Source organism: Candidatus Nanosynbacter featherlites (assembly GCF_037013405.1).
GTDB classification, from domain to species: Bacteria; Patescibacteriota; Saccharimonadia; order Saccharimonadales; family Saccharimonadaceae; genus Nanosynbacter; species Nanosynbacter featherlites_B.
Genome location: NZ_CP146064.1, coordinates 377,369 through 400,807, shown reverse-complemented (window position 1 = coordinate 400,807; position 23,439 = coordinate 377,369). Strand labels below are relative to the sequence as shown.

At 50.4% G+C, this 23,439-nt stretch carries 18 protein-coding genes; 12 read left to right on the top strand and 6 right to left on the bottom strand.

Features of this window, described 5'->3' with window-relative positions; all coding sequences use genetic code 11:
• Nucleotide 1: 1 nt before the first annotated feature.
• Complete coding sequence (locus tag V4210_RS02145; protein WP_338521233.1) at nucleotides 2-1,537, bottom strand: hypothetical protein; 1,536 nt, start codon at nucleotides 1,535-1,537, stop codon at nucleotides 2-4.
• A gap of 65 nt (nucleotides 1,538-1,602) precedes the next feature.
• Nucleotides 1,603-2,010 carry a hypothetical protein gene (locus V4210_RS02140; RefSeq protein WP_338521231.1) on the bottom strand — a complete coding sequence of 136 codons (408 nt, stop codon included), beginning with the start codon at nucleotides 2,008-2,010 and terminating at the stop codon, nucleotides 1,603-1,605.
• Nucleotides 2,011-2,194: 184 nt separating this feature from the next.
• Between V4210_RS02140 and V4210_RS02135 the strand changes: the two genes are divergently transcribed.
• The 11 genes from V4210_RS02135 (at nucleotide 2,195) to V4210_RS02085 (ending at nucleotide 17,221) form a co-directional block, all read left to right on the top strand.
• The gene (locus V4210_RS02135) at nucleotides 2,195-2,632 is read left to right on the top strand and encodes an HIT family protein (RefSeq protein ID WP_338521229.1); all 438 of its coding nucleotides are present in this window, start codon (nucleotides 2,195-2,197) and stop codon (nucleotides 2,630-2,632) included.
• Between the two features lie 3 nt (nucleotides 2,633-2,635).
• Entirely contained in the window at nucleotides 2,636-3,355 is a 720-nt protein-coding gene (locus V4210_RS02130) for a dCTP deaminase (RefSeq protein ID WP_338521228.1), read from the top strand.
• A complete protein-coding gene (tmk, locus tag V4210_RS02125; protein ID WP_338521226.1) occupies nucleotides 3,355-4,023 on the top strand; it encodes a dTMP kinase in 669 nt (222 codons plus the stop codon). The genes V4210_RS02130 and tmk overlap by 1 nt, the downstream gene beginning before the upstream one ends.
• A 151-nt stretch (nucleotides 4,024-4,174) precedes the next feature.
• Nucleotides 4,175-7,525 carry a DNA-directed RNA polymerase subunit beta gene (locus tag V4210_RS02120; RefSeq protein WP_338521224.1) on the top strand — a complete coding sequence of 1,117 codons (3,351 nt, stop codon included), beginning with the start codon at nucleotides 4,175-4,177 and terminating at the stop codon, nucleotides 7,523-7,525.
• Nucleotide 7,526: 1 nt separating this feature from the next.
• A complete protein-coding gene (gene rpoC / locus V4210_RS02115) occupies nucleotides 7,527-11,363 on the top strand; it encodes a DNA-directed RNA polymerase subunit beta' (protein ID WP_338521223.1) in 3,837 nt (1,278 codons plus the stop codon).
• Nucleotides 11,364-11,454: 91 nt separating this feature from the next.
• Nucleotides 11,455-12,408, top strand: a complete 954-nt coding sequence (locus tag V4210_RS02110) for a hypothetical protein (protein WP_338521221.1) — start codon at nucleotides 11,455-11,457, stop codon at nucleotides 12,406-12,408.
• Between the two features lie 239 nt (nucleotides 12,409-12,647).
• Nucleotides 12,648-13,061, top strand: a complete 414-nt coding sequence (rpsL, locus tag V4210_RS02105) for a 30S ribosomal protein S12 (RefSeq protein ID WP_039327447.1) — start codon at nucleotides 12,648-12,650, stop codon at nucleotides 13,059-13,061.
• A gap of 2 nt (nucleotides 13,062-13,063) precedes the next feature.
• Nucleotides 13,064-13,543 (top strand): 30S ribosomal protein S7, encoded by a 480-nt coding sequence (rpsG, locus tag V4210_RS02100; protein ID WP_138079010.1) that lies wholly within the window; start codon nucleotides 13,064-13,066, stop codon nucleotides 13,541-13,543.
• 84 nt (nucleotides 13,544-13,627) lie between these two features.
• A complete protein-coding gene (locus V4210_RS02095; protein ID WP_338521219.1) occupies nucleotides 13,628-14,302 on the top strand; it encodes a hypothetical protein in 675 nt (224 codons plus the stop codon).
• Nucleotides 14,303-14,423: 121 nt separating this feature from the next.
• Complete coding sequence (gene fusA / locus V4210_RS02090; RefSeq protein WP_338521218.1) at nucleotides 14,424-16,514, top strand: elongation factor G; 2,091 nt, start codon at nucleotides 14,424-14,426, stop codon at nucleotides 16,512-16,514.
• A 53-nt stretch (nucleotides 16,515-16,567) separates the two neighbouring features.
• Nucleotides 16,568-17,221, top strand: a complete 654-nt coding sequence (locus V4210_RS02085) for a hypothetical protein (protein WP_338521216.1) — start codon at nucleotides 16,568-16,570, stop codon at nucleotides 17,219-17,221.
• Here V4210_RS02085 and V4210_RS02080 read toward each other — a convergent pair.
• From V4210_RS02080 to V4210_RS02065, 4 genes are all read right to left on the bottom strand, one after another.
• Nucleotides 17,181-18,584 carry a threonine/serine ThrE exporter family protein gene (locus V4210_RS02080; protein WP_338521215.1) on the bottom strand — a complete coding sequence of 468 codons (1,404 nt, stop codon included), beginning with the start codon at nucleotides 18,582-18,584 and terminating at the stop codon, nucleotides 17,181-17,183. The two genes, V4210_RS02085 and V4210_RS02080, sit on opposite strands and share 41 nt — an antisense overlap.
• A gap of 128 nt (nucleotides 18,585-18,712) precedes the next feature.
• Nucleotides 18,713-18,928, bottom strand: a complete 216-nt coding sequence (locus V4210_RS02075) for a hypothetical protein (RefSeq protein ID WP_338521213.1) — start codon at nucleotides 18,926-18,928, stop codon at nucleotides 18,713-18,715.
• Between the two features lie 274 nt (nucleotides 18,929-19,202).
• Nucleotides 19,203-19,460 carry a hypothetical protein gene (locus tag V4210_RS02070; protein WP_338521211.1) on the bottom strand — a complete coding sequence of 86 codons (258 nt, stop codon included), beginning with the start codon at nucleotides 19,458-19,460 and terminating at the stop codon, nucleotides 19,203-19,205.
• 155 nt (nucleotides 19,461-19,615) lie between these two features.
• Nucleotides 19,616-21,583 (bottom strand): alpha-amylase family glycosyl hydrolase, encoded by a 1,968-nt coding sequence (locus V4210_RS02065; protein ID WP_338521209.1) that lies wholly within the window; start codon nucleotides 21,581-21,583, stop codon nucleotides 19,616-19,618.
• 71 nt (nucleotides 21,584-21,654) lie between these two features.
• Between V4210_RS02065 and V4210_RS02060 the strand changes: the two genes are divergently transcribed.
• Nucleotides 21,655-23,343, top strand: coding sequence for a hypothetical protein (locus V4210_RS02060; protein WP_338521208.1), 1,689 nt, complete (start codon nucleotides 21,655-21,657; stop codon nucleotides 23,341-23,343).
• The last annotated feature ends 96 nt before the right edge of the window (nucleotides 23,344-23,439 follow it).

The following is a 23,439-nucleotide window of genomic DNA, read 5'->3' as shown; positions in this document are numbered from 1 at the left end:
CTTATATCTCGCGAATATCATCAAAGCGCGCGCCAGCACCGTAAAAACCAGCTTGAGCAACAAGGTTGCGCAGATTATCAGCGTTTCGCGGCATAGTTGAACAGCGTTGCCAGGTTGCTGACGCTTCGCTATAGATATCATAAATGCGTTGACTGAAGTCTCTGTTGAGCATTACTATTGCCTGATAGCCCATTTTCATGGTTCTGGTTTGGCCGTCCAAATAGTTTTTGTAGCTTGGATCAATCTCACTCAACGGTGCTATACCCTCAGTGGTTTGAACGGGCGGATCGATCAGCCGCGCCTTCAGGGCTGGCAGCCCAATGGCGATGCGCCCCATATCTAACGCCATACCTTGCTGTGCTGTATTGTTTCTTTCTATCTCCACCTGCGGTGCGACCAGCATGAAATTGCGGGATTTTGGGCAATACGAGGTCAATGGGTCAGGGAATTCGGGAAAGTCACCTTTCATCTCGCCAAATAGACTGCGGAGATCTGCTTGACGTGCTCGCTTGTAGATTTGCCGCTGATGATAACCAATAGTCTCTAATATTCTCCTGAGGGCAGCGTCGCCACCGCTAAAAGCGAAGCGAAAGTCCGAATCGATGCCATACATGCGGTCACGAGGATGGACAGGGTGAGTTAGAGGGACCCCGTCACTAAAATGTCCACCACCAGTCAGTGCTTGCTTGGTAGCGGTTTGCAATAGTTCAAGTTGTAGTCGATGCACTGGCTGCGCCCAGTGCTCTGTCGGTAAAATACTGTAACCGGCGGCAAAGCGACGAGCAAACTCTTGATCTGTGATTTCTAACATCATGTGGTCATTGATGCGGAAGAGAGACTTGGGATCTTGGAGCCGATCTTCATATTGCATGATGCCCATTGGCCAGCCTGACCAACGCAAAACTTCGCGCATACCGTAGTCAACTCTATCAACACACAAAGCCGGTGACGGACACTCCACCCAGTCTTCTGTCTCAGGGAAGACGGTTTCCTCCAGGGTTAGGCCATAGTCGGCTAATGTTTCATCGATACCAAACGTCTCCAGTAACGCCCTCAAATCTTGGTCGTGGAGGTTTTCTCCGCCTTGGATACCTTGGAAAATCCAGTCTCCCAAGTGTGAGAAAGCCGTCTGTCCAACATCAGAAAACAGCGTTCGCAGCTCCAATACGGTTCGCTGTCGGTCATCGAACCGATCATCACCTTCGGTCATTTTCCGCACAAAAGCCAAGCTTCCCCAGATGTGTTGCCACCGGGAAAAGAGGGTTGTGTTGGGCACTGTAGAGAACGATGGTGGCAATGTCAGTTGCTCGACTGCTTGCAGTCTGCGAAACAGCGGTGAACGTGCCAGCTCCATGAGTAGTGAATCGTACGGCTGTCGGTCACCAATTAAGCAGTCTCCCCATACTGCATCATGAATCACCATTGAATTGTCCTCCAATTCATAGGACGGCATGTGTAATGCTCCCATGATAGTCTCGCCTGGATCGCCTTGATATCCCGGCATGATGTCTTCTCTGAGGTACAGTTTGTCTGACATACTCTTAGTATAAGATGTTTATAAGCGTCGCCCAAGCATGAGCGATACGCTAGAAAGGGAGCGGTCTATTCTTCTTCGGTTGCTGCCTGGTCTGGGTTGAGCACCATGACGCCTTTGCCAGTTTTTGGGTCGTAACCAAAGACGGCGGCTCGCCCCAGTTTTCTCGGCTCTGCGTCCGGGTCTAGGTCTGGTCGTATTTCCACGGCATTACCGACGATATGAGATTGACCGGGACTACTCTCCTGAGGCAAACATTGATCAATATCAACAGCGACTATCCTGTGTGGAGGCACGAGAGCTTCGTCAGGAGTGCTGGGTGTTTCAACCTCTCTAATAATCCCTTGCGGGTCGGCGACTACAAAAGCAGTCTCCCATTTTGAGCCTTCGCCAGTACCAGTGGTTTTTGTACTGAGGCCTAACTCATTTGGTCCAAAAATAACTGGTAAGCATGTTAAGCTATTTTTATGATCCATGTATTTCTCCTTGTCTCTCACTATTAACAATTTGATCAAATACTTTTTATATAATAACAAAAAAGTGTTGATATGTCAATGATGTGATGTTGCTAGAAGTTGTATTTGAGGGCGAAAACCAGTGTATGATGCTCATGCCAGACGTGCTATACTTTTAACAGATACTGAGGAAAACGGAGGAAACATGGTTTATCGGCGACGGTCGACAGAGCAGCGCTATGTCAAATATCGAAAAATGATGAAACAGCAGGCAGCACCTGGGTGTAATTTTTGTCAATTTAGTCCAGAAGACAAGCAAGTGCGAGTAGCGCATGAATACTTCTTGGTGACAGACAACCTGTTTCCATATGAGATTTGGGACAGTCATGAAGTCGCTGACCACATCATGGTCGTCCCCAGGCGTCATGTTGAAGGCATCTACCAGTTGGACAAGACAGAACGAGCTGAGTTGATGGACGTGATTGCTGAGTACGAAGAACAGGGATACTCTGTTTATGCTCGAGCTCCAGAAAATAAACAAAAATCCGTCGCTCATCAACACACCCACCTCATTAAAACACATGGCAAACCAAAAAATATGTTATTCACTAGTGTTAAACCGTATATTTTGTGGAGTAAATAAATCATGACTGTTTATAGCAATATCGAAATCCGCCAAGCCATCAACGACGACATTATCGTCTGTCAGCCGTTCAATCCTGACCATGTGGCAGAAGCCAGTTTGGATTTTACGCTGGGTCACTACTACTATAAGCAGGAATTTGAAGGCGAATATCGCGTCTATAATCCCTTTGACGCGGCGTATGTTGCTAAATATTTCAAAGGTCCGCTCAAAGCTATGCCGCATGCCGAATGGTGCAAGGAGCACGATGCAACGCCATTTCAAAACATCCCACCAGACCATCCGATCATCGTGCTGCGTCCTGGCGAGCGGATTTTGGCGCACACGCACGAGTTTGTCGGTATTCGCGCACAGGGCGGCGCAGCGCAGGTGTTGAGCCGTAGCTCATGGGGGCGCAATGGCGTGGCGGTGTGCTTTGATGCTGGCTGGATCGATCCAGGGTATATCAATCGGATTACGCTGGAAATTTATAATCTCAACATGCACGAGAGCGTTGTGTTGCCGGTTGGCGAACGCATTGGTCAAATGATTTTTCACAAAACTGGGCCAGTTGAGGGTGGCTATGGTTCTGGCGCGCGTAAGGTCAGTGATAAATATCAGACCGGGAACGATTTGAAGGAAATCATCGCCAGTTGGCAGCCAGATATGTTACTGCCAAAGACGTACCGTGACAGGCGCAAAACCCCCGTACCAATTGACGGCTTGAGCCAGGGGCTATTGTGATGGAAAATTCGCCAAATGTCGCAGGCAAATATCTCGTCATTGAAGGCAATGACGGCACCGGTAAATCCACGCAAGTGGATATGTTGGCAGTGTGGCTGAGAGAACGCGGGCGTGAAGTTGTTGTTGTCGAGGAGCCAGGCAGCGATGATGAGACTAAAACCACGCCAGTCGCCAATGAATATCGGAGGGTTCTGAAAGATAATCGGTTTAAGTTGGATCCGGAGGTCAATCTACTGTTGTTCAGTGCAGCGCGGCGTGAGCTGTGGTTTCACAAAATTGAGCCGGCTTTGCGTCGTGGCGCGGTGGTGTTGAGCTCCAGGAACTATTTGTCGACTTTGGTCTATCAAGGTCATGGCGAAGGTATAGCCCAGGAAGCCATCATCAACATGACCAAGCGTTTTACTCATGAGCGGTACATGAACCCTGACTTTGTTGTGGTATTATTTGCGGATGACCGTGTCAGGCAGCAGCGCATCGCCGAGCGCGGTACGACAGAGGCGGTTGATAGTTTTGAGTCACGTGATGATGCGTTCCAGCAGAAGATTAATGATGGCTATCAAACTGTTGCTAAAACGCACAATATTCCACTGATTTTGGCTGAGCGTTCGCCGACTGACGTACATCAGCAAATTCTTCAAGAAATCTCCAGAAATAATATTGATTTTTGACCTGGTTTCGTGCATACTGGTACTTAGAGAAGTAGTGTATTCACGACAGGAAGAAACAAAGCGAACAGGCAAATCGCTTTTGTTGCAGTCGTGAATTAGGGATCTTCCGGCCGTGATCACTAAATTAAACTAAAGCGAGGAGTTCATACCTGTGGCAAAACAACAGTCCACGGATGGCGGACGCGTGTTCTTCACCTCTGAAGACAGCTCGTTGCCGCTGCCAAACCTGATCGCTCATCAAGAAGATTCTTGGCGTTGGTTCGTCGAGGATGGTTTGAGCGAAATCTTTTCAGAAATTAATCCAATTGACGACTATACTGGTCAGAAATTGTCATTGCGATTTGGTGCGTATCGATTTGACGAACCAAAGACCACCGATCAGTTCGCCAAGGAGAACAATTTGACGTTTGAAGCGCCACTGCACGCAACCGTTGAACTAACCAACAAAGTCACGGGCGAAGTCAAAGAACAGGAAATCTACCTTGGTGATTATCCATGGATGACCGAGCGCGGTACCTTTATCATCAATGGTACTGAGCGCGTGGTGGTCAGCCAACTGATTCGCTCAGCTGGTGTATTCTTTACGGCTGACACCGTGGCTGGCCGCAATTACTACGGTGCCAAGATGATCCCAGGTCGTGGTGCATGGCTGGAGTTTGAGACTGCGCCAAATGGCACGATTTATGTCAAGATTGACCGTCGTCGCAAATTGCCAGTGACGACATTGCTGCGTGCTTTGGGTCATCCAAAAACGTCAGAAATTCGTGAACTATTTGCTGACATTGACACTGGTGAGACCAGCTACATCCAAGAAACTTTGGACAAGGACACAACTCGTGGTGCCAATGAAGCGCTGATCGAGGTTTATCGCCGTCTCCGGCCGGGTGATTTGGCGACAGTCGACAATGCACGTCAGATGATTGAGCGAATGTTCTTTGATTTCAAGCGCTTTGATTATTCTCGTGTTGGTCGCTACAAGCTGAACCAACGCCTGGGTCTGGACGTTGCCAATACCGCTGAAAACCGTATTTTCCAGATGAGCGACTTGGTAGCCATCATCCGCGAAATCATTCGCCTCAACAACACCCAAGAGCCAGCCGATGACATCGACTCATTGAGCAACCGTCGAGTGAAGCTGGTTGGTGAATTGGTAGCTCGTCAGTTCCGCGTTGGTATGCTCAGGATGCAGCGCAACGCTATGGACCGCATGAGTGTGGCAGACATGGAAGGTGTAACGCCAAGCCAGCTGATCAATGCTCGCCCAGTGGTGGCAGCAGTTCGTGAATTCTTCACTAGCTCACAGTTGAGTCAGTTGATGGACGAGGTCAACCCGCTGTCCGAACTGAGCCACAAACGTCGTTTGAGTTCGATGGGTCCTGGTGGTTTGAGCCGTGAACGTGCTGGTTTTGACGTTCGTGACGCTCACCCAACACACTACGGTCGTATCTGTTCGGTGGAGACACCAGAAGGTGCTAACGTTGGTTTGGTGCTAAACCTCGCCACCTACGCACGGGTCAATGAATACGGCTTTATCGAAACGCCATACCTCAAGGTTGTCAACGGCCGCGTGACTGACGATGTTGTCTACTTGGACGCGGCGCAGGAAGCCGCTGAAGTGATCGCTGATGCTGGTGCTGTGTTGAACGAAGACGGTACGTTCCGTGATGAGCGCGTGTCAGCTCGTAACAATATGCAACCATCTCAGGTTGATGCTGATCAAGTTACCTACATGGACGCAGCACACAAGCAGATTTTGGGATCAACTGCAGCCTTGGTTCCGTTCATCGAAAAGAACCGTATCGACCGTAGCTTGACTGGCTCAAACATGCAGCGCCAGGCAGTACCGCTGCTCACACCAGAACCAGCAACTGTTGGTACGGGCGTCGAAAAGTCCATTGCTGCAAACAGTGGTCACTTAACCTTGGCGTCAGGTGACGGTGAAGTAGTCAAAGCTGATGCAAATGAAATTCACGTCAAATACAGTGGCGGCGTCAAAGTATATGAGCTCCGTCATTTTGTTAAAAACAATGACGACCGCTGCTACAACCAGAAAGTTCGCGTCAAGCGTGGCGATAAGGTAAAGCAGGGCGATGTCCTGATCGAAGGCGCTTCAGTTGCGGAGGGCGAAATTGCACTGGGACGTAACCTGTTGGTGGCCTTTATGCCATGGGGTGGTTACAACATGGAAGACGCGGTGATTTTGTCTAACCGATTGGTACAAGACGACACACTGACATCCATCAACATTAAAGATTACAATGTTGAAGTTCGTGAAACCAAATTGGGTCCAGAGATTGTTACCCGCGATATTCCAAACGTTTCTGAGGAAAGTCTACGCCACTTGGACGAAAACGGTATCGTCCAAATTGGTTCTGAGGTCAAGGCCGGTGACGTCTTGGTCGGTAAAATTACACCAAAGGGCGAGCAGGAACTTAGTTCCGAGGAGCGCTTGCTCCGCGCCATCTTCGGTGAAAAAGCCAAAGACGTTCGCGACACCTCACAGCGCATGAACAATGCAGGTGGTGGTAAAGTCGTTGGCGTCAAAATCTTTAGCCGCGAAAATGGCCATGACTTGAAAGCTGGCGTGTTGATGCAGATTCAAATCTTTGTGGCCCAGCTCCGCAAAATCGGTGTTGGTGACAAGATGGCTGGTCGTCACGGTAACAAGGGCGTGGTCGCCAAGGTTCTGCCAGTTGAAGACATGCCATTCATGGAAGACGGTACGCCAATTGACGTAATTTTGAACCCACTCGGTGTGCCAAGTCGTATGAACCTTGGTCAGTTGTTTGAAACACACCTTGGTATGGCGGCACGAGCATTGGGTTACCGCGTCGCAACTCCATCATTTAACGGTGTGCCATCAGCAACAATTTCTGATGAACTAGAAAAAGCAGGACTAGCACGCGATGGTAAGAGTCAATTGTTTGATGGTCGAACCGGTGAAGCCTTTGAAGAGCGCACCACAGTCGGTGTGATGCACATGATCAAATTGCACCACATGGTTTCTGACAAGATTCACGCCCGCTCAACTGGTCCATACACCATGGTTACTCAGCAGCCGCTCGGTGGTAAAGCACAGAACGGTGGTCAGCGCTTCGGTGAGATGGAGGTCTGGGCACTGGAAGCCTACGGTGCCGCCGCAACCTTGCAGGAAATGCTAACCATCAAATCTGACGATGTCTATGGCCGCGCCAAGGCGTACGAGTCGATCATCAAGGACGAGCCGATCGTCGGTCCGAAACTCCCAGAGTCCTTCAACGTGTTGGTCAAGGAACTCCAGGGATTGGGTCTGAAGGTTGACTTGGTGGATGATGAAGCTGTCGTTGACGCTGAGCACGTGATCGCGTCCAGTGGACCTGAAGATAAAACCACGCCTGCGGTAACGTCTGAGGACGAAGAAGCAGAAACTTTCTTGGATGAATCTGATGATATCGGAGAAATCGAAGGGGGCATGAGCGTACAAGACATTGACGAAGTAGAAGAAATAAAGGAGGATGCGTAAGATGGCGCAATTTGCATTCAATGCTACTGGCATTAGCGATTTTGATGCAGTACGCTTAGTGGTTGCCAGCCCAGAAGATATCCTGAAATGGAGTCACGGTGAAGTTACTAAGCCAGAAACGATCAATTATCGTACTCAAAAGCCAGAGCGTGACGGTTTGTTCTGTGAACGAATTTTCGGTCCCGTTAAGGACATCAATCCACACGACTCAAAGCTAAAAGGTGTTCGTTCACGCGAAGCGGCGGTTGACAAAAATGGTGAATTAGTTACCAAGTCAATCGTTCGCCGTGAGCGCATGGGTCACATTCAACTGGCCGCACCAGTCGCGCACATCTGGTTTATGCGCGGCACACCAAGTGCCATGAGTCAATTGCTCGGCATGACAGTTCGCAACTTGGAGCGAGTAGCTTACTTTGCGACCTATGTCATTTTGAAAGTTGATGAAGCAACTCGCGACCAATACCTCGCAGATCTAGAGGCTGAAACTGAAGCTGGTCGTGCTGCTATCAAGATTCGCTATGAAAAAATGGCAGAAGAAGACGGTGCTGACATCAAAGCCTTGGCCAAAGAGCAGAGTCGTGAAGTTGAAGAATTGAACGAGAAATACAATACTCGCAAAGCACAGCTTGACAGCCTAAACAAGGGCGCGTTGTTGTCTGAAACTGACTACCGCAACTTGCCAGAAGAATACGATGAGCTCATCGAAGTTGGCATGGGTGCTTCAGCATTGAAGACATTGCTAGACGAGATCGACTTGCCACAGCTGATCGCAGAGTTGACCGAAGAGGCTGAAAGCGCCAAGGGTCAGCGCGAGAAGAAAATCCTCAAGCGTTTGAAGATGCTCGAGAGCATGCACGCCGCTGGCATCAAGCCAAGCAGCTTGACACTGAGTGTATTGCCGGTCATCCCACCGGACCTTCGCCCAATGGTAGCCCTTAGTGGTGGTCGATTTGCTACCTCAGACCTGAATGACCTGTACCGCCGCATCATCAACCGTAACAATCGTCTGAAGAAATTGGTTGAGCTCAATGCACCAGAAGTCATTCAGCGCAACGAAAAGCGCATGCTACAGGAAGCAGTCGACGCATTGATCGACAACGCTGCTGCTCGTGGTGGTCGCGCCGTCAGTTCGACTGGTGGTCGCCGCCGCTTGAAGTCAATTTCCGACATGCTAAAGGGTAAGCAGGGACGCTTCCGTCAAAACCTGCTCGGTAAGCGTGTCGACTACTCTGGCCGTTCAGTCATCGTCGTTGGTCCAAAATTGAAGATTCACCAGTGTGGTTTGCCAAAACAAATGGCGCTTGAACTGTTCAAGCCATTTGTTATCAGCTGGCTGATCCGCAATGAATTTGCTCACAACATTCGCTCAGCAACGCGGTTGATCGAATCAGGCGAAGCAGTTGTTTGGGACGCATTGGATGCGGTGATTGAAGGCAAATACGTGCTGTTGAACCGTGCTCCGTCACTTCACCGTTTGTCAATCCAATCCTTCCAGCCAGTTTTGGTTGAAGGAAAAGCCATCCAACTGCATCCGCTAGTTTGTGCCGGCTTTAACGCTGACTTTGACGGTGACCAGATGGCCGTTCACTTACCACTCTCTAAGGAAGCGCAAGCCGAGGCACGCGAATTGATGAGCGCTACTGCTAACTTGCTGAAGCCTGCTGACGGTGCGCCAGTCTTGCACATTTCGCAGGACATCGTGCTGGGTAACTATTACCTGACCTATGACAAGCCACAGGCGCAGACTGACCACATCAAGTCATTTAGCTCAGTTTACGAAGCAGAGTTGGCATACGACAAGGGTGATATTCAGCTACAAACGCCAATCCGGATTTTTGCTAAAGGCAAGGTGCGTCAGACAACCTTGGGACGCGTCTTCTTTAACGAGATTCTGCCAGAGGACTTCCCTTACGACAACAACGTCCAGACCAAGAAACAGCTGAAGAAGGTCTTGGCGCAAATCTTTAACAAGTACGGTGCCGAGGAGACTGCCAAAATCGCTGACCGCATGAAGGGTCAGGCTTTCCGCTTCGCGACAACCGCGGCGGTGTCGACCGGTATGACCGACTACGTGCACTTCGACGAAATCCCTGAGTTCGTGGCTGAGGGTGACGCTAAAGCGGCTTTGATCTCTGAGCAGTTCGACCAGGGTCTGATCACCGAAGAAGAGCGTTACAACTTGACAGTGAATGCCTGGCGAAACGTCGACAATAAGATTACCGCGTTCTTGAAGGATCAATTGGCGCACATGGACACCAGTATTTCCATGATGGTTAACTCTGGTGCTCGTGGTGATATTTCCAACGTGAAGCTGGCGAGCGCCATGATCGGTATTCAGATGGACGCAACCAACCACGAAATTGAGCTGCCGATCCGTAGTTCGTACACCGGTGGTTTGTCCAGCCTTGAGGCCTTCGTGGCAACCCGTGGTGCGCGTAAGGGTCTGATTGACACCGCGCTCAAGACCGCCGACTCAGGTTACCTGACCCGTCGTTTGGTCGACGTGGCGCAGGATGTCTTCACCGTTGAGGACGTTGAAGGTGACGACGAAGGTTACGCAATTTACCGTTCAGAAACTGAAGAAACGATGATCGACTTCTCGAACCGCTTGGCTGGTCGTTATGCCGCTGAGACGATTCCAGGTCACGTCAACAAGGACGAATTGATCACTCGGGAAATCGCTGACTCAATTGATGACGATGAAAGCATCCAGAGCGTCAAGATCCAATCAGTCTTGTCAACTAACAACCTCAACGGCATTCCACAACGCAGTTACGGTGTTGACATGTCAACTGGCAAATTGGTTGGTAATCATCAGCCAGTCGGTGTCATCGCTGCTCAGTCAGTCGGTGAGCCAGGTACTCAGCTAACCTTGCGTACCTTCCACAACTCTGGTGTCGCTGGTGGTGACATCACCCAAGGTCTGCCGCGTGTTGAAGAATTGTTCGAGGCGCGCACACCAAAGGGTCAGGCGTATGTCACGGAAATTGCTGGGTTAGTTGACGTCTGGGAAGATGGCAAAAAGTACATCGTCCAAGTTACCCCAGAATCGGGCAAGGTTGAGCGCCTGCCGCTGGACGGCCGAACCGTCGTGGTCAAGGCTGGCTCAAGCGTCAAGGCTGGCGACGTATTGGCAACTGGCGAAGGTGACACTCGTCCGCTGGTCGCACCATTTGACGGTGTGGTTGAGGCGGCTGAGGACACCTTGGTCATCGCTGCTGAAGCTGGCGCACCAGCTCGTTACGAAATCCCAGGCACCATGCAGTTGGTCGTTAAGGCTAACGACGTCGTCGAGGCTGGCGACCGCCTAACAGCTGGTTCATTGAACCTACACGACTTGATGCGCCTGAAGGGTGTCGAGGCCACCCAGCGCTACATCATCAACGAAGTGCTGCGCATTTACGCCGCTCAGGGTCAAGACGTGGCCGACAAGCACCTGGAGATCATCGTTCGCCAGATGTTCAGCCGTGTCCAAATCGAAGATGCGGGCGACAGCGACTTTGTGACGGGTGACATCGTCTCCAAGGCTGCGGCGGTGAACACCAACAAGCAGCTGGCCGCTGAAGGCAAAAACCTCATCAGCTACACTCAGTTGCTACTCGGTATCACCAAGGTGTCCATCTGGAGCGACTCATGGCTATCCGCCGCGTCCTTCCAGGACACCACTCGCGTGTTGATCAATGCTGCCGTATCTGGCCGCGCTGACCACTTGCATGGTCTCAAAGAAAACGTCATCATCGGCCGCAAGATCCCAGTGGGGACGGGCGTTGTCGAAGAGGATGAAACCTTGGCTAGTGACAACACTGAGGAAATGGTTGAAGAATTCTCAGAGATGTAGTCACACTCAAGTCTAGTGACCGTGCAATATTCTCCCCTCTATAACAGAGGGGAGAATTGTATATTGGGACAATTTATGGTATAATAAAACTATGAGTGAGCTGCTTGAGCAAATTGGCCCTATTGATATAGATGCTATACAATCACCTCAACCAGTTGATAGTGAGTTGAGGGAGTCTGTTTATCTGGCGGATTCTACGCTCTCGGATGGTGAGTCGCCAGTTGCCGTACTTTTTTCGCAATGGTCGGACTACGGTGAGCGAGCAAAACAGCAAGGGAGAACGGAAGTCCTAGCAGACCACATCAAGGGGTTGGCAGTTGCAGTGGATAATCCAGGAGTGAGTCCACATGCAGACCCTATGAGCTCGGAAATGAAACAAGCTCTAAAAGAAGGCGATCTTTCAAAAGTGTCAATATTGCAATGGGATGCTATAGGTACGGCGCTCAACCAGGAGGGCTATGACCTTGGTGACGTAGAGCGACTGGTTGGTTATTCACTAGGTTCGCATTTGGCAGCATCAGCAGCAAAACATGCGCCAGGGGAAGTGAGCTTATCACAACTAGACTTACTTGAAACGCCATTGATAAGCAAAAAGACTAGTCAGGCTAAAACCATGGCCACATTAGTCATGCGTTTTCTTGCTCACGGTGGTGATAAATTGACAGAGACTATCGCTGCAAATCCTGATTGGGCAGCTCGATGCCGCGACGAAGACCCATTATTGCTACCAAAAATGGTACTGCAACGGCCATCTGGTCTGTGGCAATATCCTCGAGCTATCACCTATCCTAAAAATGATATTATCAGTGATTTGATGAGCGCCAGGCATCGATCGCTGCGCGAAGCAGTGGTGACAGTGAGTGCCACTGATGCTGACAAAGTAAGCCCCATCGGAGATAATGAACGATTGGTGCAACGATTGGGCGCGGCTGGTATGTCAGTAGTGGGCTTCAAGGTTATGGATTCAGTCCACGCTTCCCAAGACAATATGGCCTGGTGGAAGGGCGTCCTGGAAGAGATTGACGCTCGAGTTAAAAACCAGTAGATTTTTTAGGTTATGTGTGGTAAAATTGTCCCAGAGTTTCCTCTTTTCGGGGCAAGCGGTGGTTTGAATGTGTACAGGCTGCATGCTCGGCAGAAAAGGTATAGACACGGGGCGGAGTTGCTGAATCCAAGCCGTAGGCGCTAAGAGAAGCTGGTTTTTTCGTGTCAATGCCGCACCAGCCCGCTAGAGCCATTAGGCGAATATCGCCAGTATTAGTAAATCAACCAAGGAGAAATTGGATGCCAACTATCAACCAATTGGTGCGTAAACCGCGCCAAACGGCTAAGAAAAAGTCCAAGTCACCAGCACTGGGTCGCATTCATAACGCCCTGAAAACGCGTTACTACGACCAAAATGCACCGCTCAAGCGTGGTGTGTGTGTGCGTGTGACGACCAAGACGCCAAAGAAACCAAACTCAGCGCTGCGTAAAGTTGCCCGCGTGAAACTGAACAACGGCTACGAAGTTTGGGCCTACATTGGTGGTGAGGGTCACAACTTGCAGGAGCACGCTGTGGTCTTGATCCGCGGTGGTCGTGTGCCTGACCTTCCAGGTGTGCGCTATCACATCGTACGCGGTGCGTTGGACCTTCAAGGTGTTAACAACCGCAAGCGGGGCCGTTCGAAGTACGGTACCAAGAAAGGGGATAAGTAATCATGCCTCGTAAAGTTACCAAAAAACTACAACGTGAACTTAAGCCTGACCGCCGCTACCAAAGCGTGTTGGTGCAGCGCTTGATCAACAAGTCAATGCTGGACGGTAAGAAATTGGCAGCTGAGCGTGCTGTTTACACCGCCCTGGAAACTGCTGCGAAGAAATTGGATTCAGAAGATCCGTTGGCAGTGTTTGAAAAAGCATTGAAAAACGTTAGCCCAAACTTTGAGGTGAAGAGCCGCCGCGTCGGTGGTGCGAACTACCAGATTCCGTTCCCAGTTCAGGGACACCGGCAGCTACACTACGCGTTTAGCTGGCTGGTACAATCAGCTCGCGCTCGTAGCGGTATGCCATACTCACAGCGTTTGGCATTGGAAATCGTTGACGCTTACAACGAAGCCGGTGCTGCTTTCAAGAAGAAGGAGGACACTCACAAGATGGCCGAAGCCAACCGCGCCTTTGCGCACTTTGCTCGCGGCTAATTATCTGAGCATGCAAGATATCATCCGCTCCAGGTAATCGGGGGCGGATTTGCATTTTATGTCTAATTATGATATTATCAAAAGATGAATGAGCAACAATTTTCACCTGACCGAAAGCATAATTGCTATATTGACTTTACTGGTGCCGCCCAGCGAATGCAGGAGAGGATAACAACTTTTGAGGAGACCCACAGAGGTCAGAGTGGGTTAGGTTATGTTCTTGATGATATCGCACAACCACATAGCGCGCAGGAAATGGTGAGCAGGGTAGCTAAAGGGCTGGGGGTCATCATAAATCCACGGGATCTATCCACTGGTAATCCTTTCCATGATCCGGTAAAGGTCATGATTGAGACCGCCAAAGGTGCAGTTATCGGCCTGGGGCTTTGCAAAGAGCAGCTTCGCGATACCGGCATATCTCCCAAGGACTTAGTACCGAGTGATTTGAAGAGTCAAATGCATAAGCCGGGCGATATGAATGAACTACACAAGCTGGCGGAGCGGTATCTTGAACTCTCCAGTCATGGGCTGGCGTTGATGGACCCAGCTACGCAAGAAATAGTAGAATCCTGGATTGATGAAGCAACCCCGCAAATTGATCGACAAATCTTTACTAAAACAGGTCTAGGCATCTTTCTCCGCAATGCTAATTTCAAATTGCAAGAGTGTGACGCGTACAAGATGAGGCACGAGGCTAATGCTGGTGGAGTGGACTGGGACGACTTGCTGGGCTATTGCCAAGAAAGTCTTGAGAACTAACCCATAAAATCGAGCTATTATTTTCTGTGACTATCTGGTATAATTGGCAATAAGAGTAGTTTTTTGGTGCCAAAAAATTGACCAAAGATCTCGACAAATTAACGTAATATAAAGGAAAATTATGGCAGAGACGAATGTTCCGCTGAAAAATTTTAGAAATATCGGTATTATCGCCCATATTGACGCCGGTAAAACGACGACAACTGAGGGTATTTTGTACCGCACTGGTTTGACCCACAAAATCGGTGTGGTCAAAGGCGACGGCGACGGCGCTACCACTGACTGGATGGCGCAGGAAAAAGAACGTGGTATCACCATCACCTCGGCAGCGGTGACTTGTTTCTGGAAGGGTCACAAGATCAACATCATCGACACCCCAGGGCACATCGACTTTACCGCCGAGGTGGAGCGTTCACTCCGCGTCCTCGACGGTGCAGTGACGGTGTTTGATGGTAAGATGGGCGTTGAGGCACAGTCTGAGACCGTGTGGCGCCAGGCTGACAAATATGGTGTGCCGCGTATCTGCTTCATCAACAAGATTAACCAAACTGGTGGTGACTTCTGGAAATCTCTGGAATCAATTCACAACCGTTTGAGCAAGCAAGCGTTCCCAATTCACATCCCAATTGGTTTTGAAAAGACTATCAATGGTGTGGTTGACCTCGTCGACATGAAGGCGTACACCTATACTGACTTTTCTGACCATGAGTTGGTGCAGGGTGAAATCCCAGCTGACATGCTGGAGAAATGCCAAAACGCCCGCAGTTTGTTGGTGGAAAATGCCGTTGAAGCTGATGATGAATTGATGATGAAGTTCCTCGACCAGGGCGAAGAGGCTATCACGATTGATGAGCTGAAGTCTGCCTTGCGTAAGCGCGTGCTGGCTGGTGACTTCTTCTTGGTCACTGGTGGTGACGGTCGTGGTGTCATCGTCGAGAAGGTGCTTGACCTGATGGTTGACTACTTACCAAGTCCGTTGGACGTTGACGAAATTTGGGGTAAAAATCCAAAGACTGGCGACGAAGTGAGCCGCAAACCAGACGACAAGGAGCCGATGAGCGCCTTGGCCTTCAAGATTGCGACCGACCCATTTGTTGGTAAATTGATATTCATCCGCGTTTACTCAGGTGTTTTGAACTCTGGTAGCTACGTCCTGAATACCACGACTGGCGACAAAGAGCGCATTGGTCGTATCGTCCGAATGCATGCCGACAAGCGCGAGGAAATCGACAAAATCGCTGCTGGTGACATCGCTGCGGTGGTTGGCTTGAAAAACACTGGTACTGGTAACACCTTGACTGATCCAGCGCACCCAATTGCCCTGGAGAGCATTGAATTCCCAGAGCCACCAGTATCCATCGCCGTTGAGCCAAAGTCAAAGGCCGACCAAGAGAAGATGGCATTGGCCTTGCAACGATTGGCTGAGGAAGACCCAACCTTCCGCATTCACACTGACGAAGAAACTGGCCAGACTATCATGTCTGGAATGGGCGAGCTGCACCTGGACATCTTGATCGACCGCATGAAGCGCGAGTTCAAGGTTGAAGCTAACATTGGTGAACCACAAGTGGCCTTCCGTGAGTCAATCAAGGGTAAAGCTGAGGTTCAGGGTAAGCACGCCAAGCAGTCTGGTGGTCGTGGTCAGTACGGTGACGTCTGGGTACGCTTTGAGCCAAACGAGGCTGGTAAAGGCTTTGAGTTTGTTGACGAAATTAAGGGTGGTGTGGTGCCACAAGAGTATCGCCCAGCTGTCATGAAGGGTATTCGTGAAACCTTGGAAGGTGGTGTTATCGCTGGTTATCCAGTGGTTGACGTCAAAGCAACCCTGTACGATGGTTCATACCACGATGTTGACTCCTCAGAGCTGGCCTTCTCATTGGCAGGTTCGTTGGCAGCCCGCGAAGGTATCAAACAGGCAACGCCAATTCTGCTTGAACCAGTCATGAAAGTTGAAGTCACCACCCCAGAAGAGTTTATGGGCGACATTATCGGTGACCTGAACTCACGTCGTGGTCGCATTGATACCATGGAAGATTTGATGGGCGGCGCCAAGTTGGTCAAGGCCTTCGTGCCACTGGCAAACATGTTTGGCTACACCTCAGACATCCGTTCGATGTCACAGGGTCGCGCTGCGTCAACCATGGAGTTGGCTCAGTACGAGGAGGTTCCACCAAACGTTGCTCAAGAGATAATCGAAAAGCGCAACAAATAATCACCAAAAGCCCCGGTCACTAGCCGGGGCTTTTCATATGGTATAATGTATTCATGAAATCATTCATTCTGTCAACCCAGAAGCTTGCGCCCGCAAAGTTGACTGTTTGGATGACGCTGATTTTTTTGGCAGGGATCACTCTGTCGGCGTTCTTAACGTCAGAGCCGCAATGGGTAAACTGGAGCTTCAGTGCTCTGGGTGAGCGCGGCGAGCTATCTTCATTTGTATTCAATATTTCCATTGCCATGATGGCAGTCATCATGTGGTGCCTGGCGGAGTCGATGTCTGACATTTTGGAGCAGGCTGAGGCAGTGGCTACTGCCAGGTTGAGTTTGGTGGCGCTGCGAACCATAGCTTTTTGCGGCATGGCTATAGCCATATTCCCTAATGACACTCAACACGGGCTGCACTATATCTTTTCACGCCTGTCCATCATCGTCTTTGCATTTTATGCCTTCATGCTGCCGTTCACTACCAGTCTGTTCACACGCCAGCAAAAAAGCATCATGCTAGGGCTGTCAGTAGCTGCCGTCATGGCGTGCGTTCAAGGATTTGTGCACCGAGAATTTTCGTTCGTGGTCTATGAGGCCGCTGCTGGTGGACTTGGGGCGTTATGGTTCTATCTGACTAGCAAATTCGCCCAGCAAGCTGTTCACGCGTCAACTGCTACTCTGCAGTCGTCGGTATCCCAACAAAAAGCTTCCTGATTTGACTGCGAATGGGACGACCAATGGCATTACCAAATGACGCGCCTACAGCAACAGCAAATCCAATCATGACAGCTCGTGCCAAACTGGCCAAAGCGACAACGTAGCCTGGGTCTGATGGCGCCTGACTGATGATACCCATCAAGCCGTTGTACAATGACAAACCTGGGACCAGCGGCACGATACCCGCGCCGATGATAGCCAAAGACGGGATGCGCCACAGTCGGGACATGAAGGTTGCCACCAAACCGATGGCTGCAGCTGCTGCACCGCTCGCCAGTAATACATCCCAGCCGGCATCAGTCAACAGCTGAAATAGCCCCCAACCGCTAGCTCCCACGATGCCAGCCAAGATAGTGCCAAAGAATGGCGCGTGATTGCCAATGACAAATGCTGAAGCGATGACTGCCGCACCGATGTACTGCGTATAATTATCCACCAACGTCAAACGGTCTGGGGTGGTTGGAAAACTAATACCCAATCTGGTGGCAATATGAAGGCCAATAGCTACGCCAACCACGATACCACCGGTTGCCATCAGCACTCGCAACAGTCGGGCGTTTGCTGTAACATAATATTCATCAATTGCATCCTGAAACGCACCGACGATCATCATGCCCGCCACCAGCAGGACGATTCCACCGATCACGATCAATGTCGGGTTAAACGCCAAATTAAACTTGGTATTGACACAGACAACAGCAGTGGCGATGAGTGTGATACAGAGTGACATGATGATCTGTGTGAAAAATACCGACACGCCGAAACGCCACAACAGACGCATGGCAGCCGTGCTGAGTGTGCCGACCGCCATAGCCAGGAGTGCCATCTGTAAACTACCGCCATACATCACCACCACACCAGCGCTCAACGCACCGCCTGATAGGGCGACGAGAGATCGGGGATGACGTTTTTCAGGATTGATGATCTTTTCTAGCCGTTCCTCAGCCTCGCTCAAGTGAATGTGCTGATAGCGGATTTCTCGGGACAATGTCTGCAGCGCTTGGATGGTCTGATAATTGACATCCACTAAGGTGATAGCGCGAATCAGGGTCAGTGGCTCACGGTTGATGCCGCGGTCTTGCGACACCGTAATGAGCGTTGAGCTGATGTCCATGTGAACTGGCTGTTTACAGTAAGTTTTGGTGATGCCAAGCATCATATGCACCACGTCTCGCGCCGACACACCCATGCTGAGGAGTTTTTCGGAGATGGTCAGAACCAACCGCAAAGCGCGCATGTTCGGCGTCAAACTCTCGTCAATTTTCTCAATCACTTGGGCAGGAATTGGCAAGGGAAGGCGAGCAATTTTGCCGAGTGACTGTAGTAAGATTTCTGGTACTTTTTTATTTATCCTGTTCATCAATAATTAGTGTATCAAACTTTATCAAATTTTTGCCAAGAAAAACCCCACGACATGCGTGGGGACGCGGTGTTTCCGCGATTTTGCAGACATTTCTTAACGCGCGCCTCTGCTGGCGCGCATACACCTCACTCTTCCTCCTCATCTTTGATGAAGAGGGTGGTGGTCAGGACCGCGAGTGCGGCCCCGATCACCACGAGCGTGACCACCCCTGTAACGGGGCTATTCAACCAGGACGGAACGTCCTGGTTGAATTGGGCGGCCATCCCTGCGATTGCGGGGATGGCCAATGCGATAACCAGAATGGCTATCGTATTGGCCTGTATTCTCCAGATGGGCATCATTCTCACCCCCTCTCGGGATCAATATGAGGTGCGGCCTTTCCGCGCCTCAAGCCACCAAGCATCTGGCTTGGCGGCGAAGTGCAGTCAGTGACCTCATGAGAGGCACTGAACAGGCTAACTTATAATATAGCACATATTTACAAAAAAGTCAATGACATGAAAATAGCCCACCGAACTGGCTCAAGCTGAATCGGGTGTGGTCAACCCGAGAATGCTATGAGGCACTCAATCAGGTTGAGCCGATTCGGCGAACTATTTTCGGTGGGCAAGATTGTTACTTGCCCTGGTTGTATCCCCATGAAAATGACGTGAGGACACTAAACAGGCTCAGCCCCGCCATAATGGCAAAACCGCCTTGTAGCTCATGGGCATTTCCCTTGAGCGGAAGAACCCAATATTGCCCGATGGCCAACAGGGCCACGACCAGCAGCGTGGCATTCCACGTGCTCTTACGACGTACAATCCGTCGCAACAGCGCTACTACTATGAGTAGCACCACGACCAGTAACGCTGCCCCCAGCAAGAACCACATCTTCTTCACCTCCTCTCGAAAACTCAGAAAAAAAGATGCAATTGGACAAGTACTCTTTTCAAACGCCTCACGACAAATGAAAAGCTACTTTTATGATATCATACTACAGCAAAAAAGTCAAGTATACCGCTTACGGTCAAACAAACCGCCAAACCCTAGTCAACCCTGCGCAGAATCAGCCCGCTGCGCGCAGGTAGATATACCTGGATGTTATCGCCATGCGCCCCTAGTGTGGTAAAATACTGCTGGTCTTGCTGAATTCGTCCGTGACCACCAAACTGCTGGTCGTCGCTGCTGAGGGCTACTCGGTATGACCCAGCCGCTGCTGGCACGTCATAATCCGTCCACGACTGGTCGGGTGAAAAATTCATGGTAAATAGCAGATTGCCGCGTATGAAACTAACCACATGGTCGTGTTGGCGAATGGTCAGATAGTGAACGCCGGGGTCATCAACGGTTTGGATGAGCTTCATCAGTGCCGCATCAAACTCACCCAGCCATTGGTACTTGAGAAAACCATTGTCGCGTAAACTCCATTGTCTGCGAGCATGTTTGAACGACCAATGATTACCCTGACGCGGAAAGTCAATCCACTCGGGATGCCCAAATTCATTACCCATAAAGTTGAGGTAGCCGCCGCCGTGCAGTCCAGCTGTCAGCAGGCGTATAAGTTTGTGTAGGGCTATGCCACGTTCCACGGTTAGGTCGGGGTCGGCTTTATCCATATGCCAATACATGGCTTTGTCGATCAGTCGAAAAATCAGCGTCTTGTCGCCAACCAAGGCCTGGTCGTGACTCTCGGCGTAAGTGATGACTTTTTCTTCTGGGCGATGCGAACTTAGCGTATGTGCCAGCTCGCCCAAGTCCCAATCTTCGTCGCGCTTTTCCTTCAGCGTTTTGATCCAGAGGTCGGGCGCGCCCATTGCTAATCGATAATTAAAACCCAAACCGCCATGCTCAGCCGGTGCCGCCAGCCCGGGTAGCCCGCTCATTTCCTCGGCAATGGTCGTAGCATCGGGGCGAACGGCGTGAATGACGTCATTGGCCAGTTTGAGATAGACTAGTGCGTCCTTATCAACATCGTCGCCAAAATAATCATCATAACTGGTGAAGCTTTTTCCTAAACCGTGGTCGTGATATAGCATGCTGGTCACGCCATCAAACCGAAAACCGTCAACACGGTACTCATCCAACCACCAGCGGCAATTGCTGGCGAGAAAGTGCAGTACTTCCGGTTTGCCATAATCAAACAGCCGCGAATCCCACGCTGGATGGTCGTGAGCTTTGAAGTATTGCGTCGGATCACCTGCGAAATTACCCAGGCCTTCGACTTCATTTCTGGCGGCATGGGCATAGACTATGTCAATAATGACGCGCAGCCCCAATCCGTGCGCCGTATCAACCAACCGCTTAAAATCATCGGGCGTGCCAAAGCGCGATGACACCGCGAAAAAGTTGCTGACATGATAGCCGAAGCTGCCGTAGTACGGGTGCTCGGCGATGGCCATTAGCTGGATGGTGTTATAGCCAGCTTGCTTGATGCGCGGCAGGATATTAGCGGTAAATTCGTTGAAGCTAGCAACCTTTTCCTCCTCACTGCTCATGCCGACATGCGCTTCGTAAATCAGCGGCACGTTTGGCGCAGGTGGAATGTCATGCTGCCACTGATATGGCTTATCCGGCTGCCACACGACGGCCGAGAAATCCACCGAATCATCGTCTTGGATGACGTAGGTGGCGTATGATGGTAAGCGCCAGCCGTCGCCGTTCGGCCAATAGACGCGCAGCTTATATTTCTGCCCGTGATGCAGCGCGTTCTCCGGCAAGTCAACACTCCATTCACCATGTGTGCCAGGCTGTAGGGCAAACTCCTCGCGCTCCTGCCAGTCAGAAAAATCGCCAACCATCACTATGCGCGTAGCATTCGGTGCCCACTCACGAAACATCCAGCCCGCCGCCGTCTGATGTAATCCAAAATGATGAAAGCCTAGTGCGAAATCTGCCGGCGATTTACCATCCAGCACCCTCCGCAGCGTCGACGAAATATACGCCTCGCGCGCCTTGATGACGGGTTCATGCGGCGCCAGCCACGGATCAAGCTCAACCAGGGTTTTCTTGCTCATGGTTATAGTATACCGCATGGAGCGATGATTATGCTTGAAGTTTAGGCTGGAGAGGTATACGATACAACTATATGAAATCACCACAAGTAGAGACCAGTGTCAATCTCTTGGGTCAATTGTCGACGGACGATTGGCGAGAAATTGCCATGGCCAATCTACAGCTTGGTAGTGATAAAGAGGCTATAGCATTGGGCGATATCGAGCGAGTGATGCGCACGGACGAAATTGAAGGCGAGCGGGTGAGGGTCATCGGTTATGCCCAAGCTGAAGACGGTTCGCACGGTCTACAGGCTGTTGAGGGCGTGGCGGACGTGGTGACGTCGCTGGAGATTGACCTTGATGAGTCAGCGCCGTTTGCTACGTACACCAAGGAGATGGCGGCTTTATGTGTGCGTATGGTGCAGAATGATACGGCGATGGACTATTATTTCCCAATTGACCGACAAGCGATTGCGGTAGCAGAGATCTTGCCCGATACCAGTGGTGTACCACGTTACATCCGCAAGCTGCGCCACTATGTCGATAAGACTGAAGAAGTCGTAGAGCTCAATGATATTCAAGATGCTGCGTCCAAGAGGGAGCTGATAGGTGATTTGAACACGATGTTGAGTGAAATGATCTATGGTACTGGCGTGCGAGTGGAGTGTAAAGCATACATTCGGCGAGTTGGCGCGAATGAATATGGCGTTGATGTTGAGGCAGATAAGCAAGTTCTCTTTGGTGACCTACCAATCTTTACCTGGCGTGGCAATCGCCCGGTCTTGGAAATGTTTGACAAAGAAGATCAGTCAGTGCTGTTTCGGGTCGACCTGAAAGACGTAGTGGATATCATGCCGACTGACGAGGAAGGTATTGAGGACGGCGCTGACTTGTTTGAGACGGTTTTTACTGAGGAATTTCAGCAGTTAGCGTGGGAACTGGCGACTGATCTTTCATACACTGAGGAAGCTTATCTTCCGGATGCACTGCGCGAACATGTCCAGACGCTGAACGACGCATTGCCGTATGTTGGTGAGCTTGATGCCGTCAGCTTGTCGGGTTTTGTGTTGGCGCCAAGTGGTACGGATGGTAATTTGAAGCTTGAGTTTGTCGACAGTGATAGGGCATATGTCAGTGAGGCAAAATTTGTTAAATATGACGAATCCTTTCACGCGGTGATTGAGGTAGGTGTGTTTGATTATTCAAATAGCCAGTCGCGAAGTGTCTATGTAATCCCTAGTCGTGACAAGTTGTTACGATTTGAGAGTTTAGACACCGACACTGAAGATCTGAGGATTGCTGTTGATGAGTTACATAACATTGCTGAGGACGCTGGAGGCGTGTTCGAGGAGGCGTTCTATCAGTTTTCTCTAGAAGAGCAGCTTGAGATCTTGAAGCAATATGATGATGAAGCACATGGCGTGCTGGGATTCATCGACAACCCGCATGACTTTGATGGCGAGTGTACAGTCATGGCGTATCGCTGTTTGCCAAGCGACCTGCTGAACGTTGTTTCGTGGAGCGACGTTCAGTTGCAAGAAGTCGGTGACGACAAGGGCGCTGAGCCATTTACCTTGCGGGCGGATCGTCTAACGGTGTGGAACCCAGAACTAAATGAACCGCCAAGTCTAGATGGAAACATCCAAAACGTTACGGACTTACCGCTGAGTTTTGGTGAGCCAGTGCTGATGATAGGCGACCGTGAAAATGATATGTTCTATCTGGTGCGCGCTCGCGACATCATCGGCTTGTCACGACGCACTGAACAGGACGTTTCGTGACGCTATTTACGCTAATCCTATTCACCTAAACCTCCCGAACGGTACATTTTGTAAAATCAGAGACGATTTCCTTGCGAAATATTATAAAACCCGCTA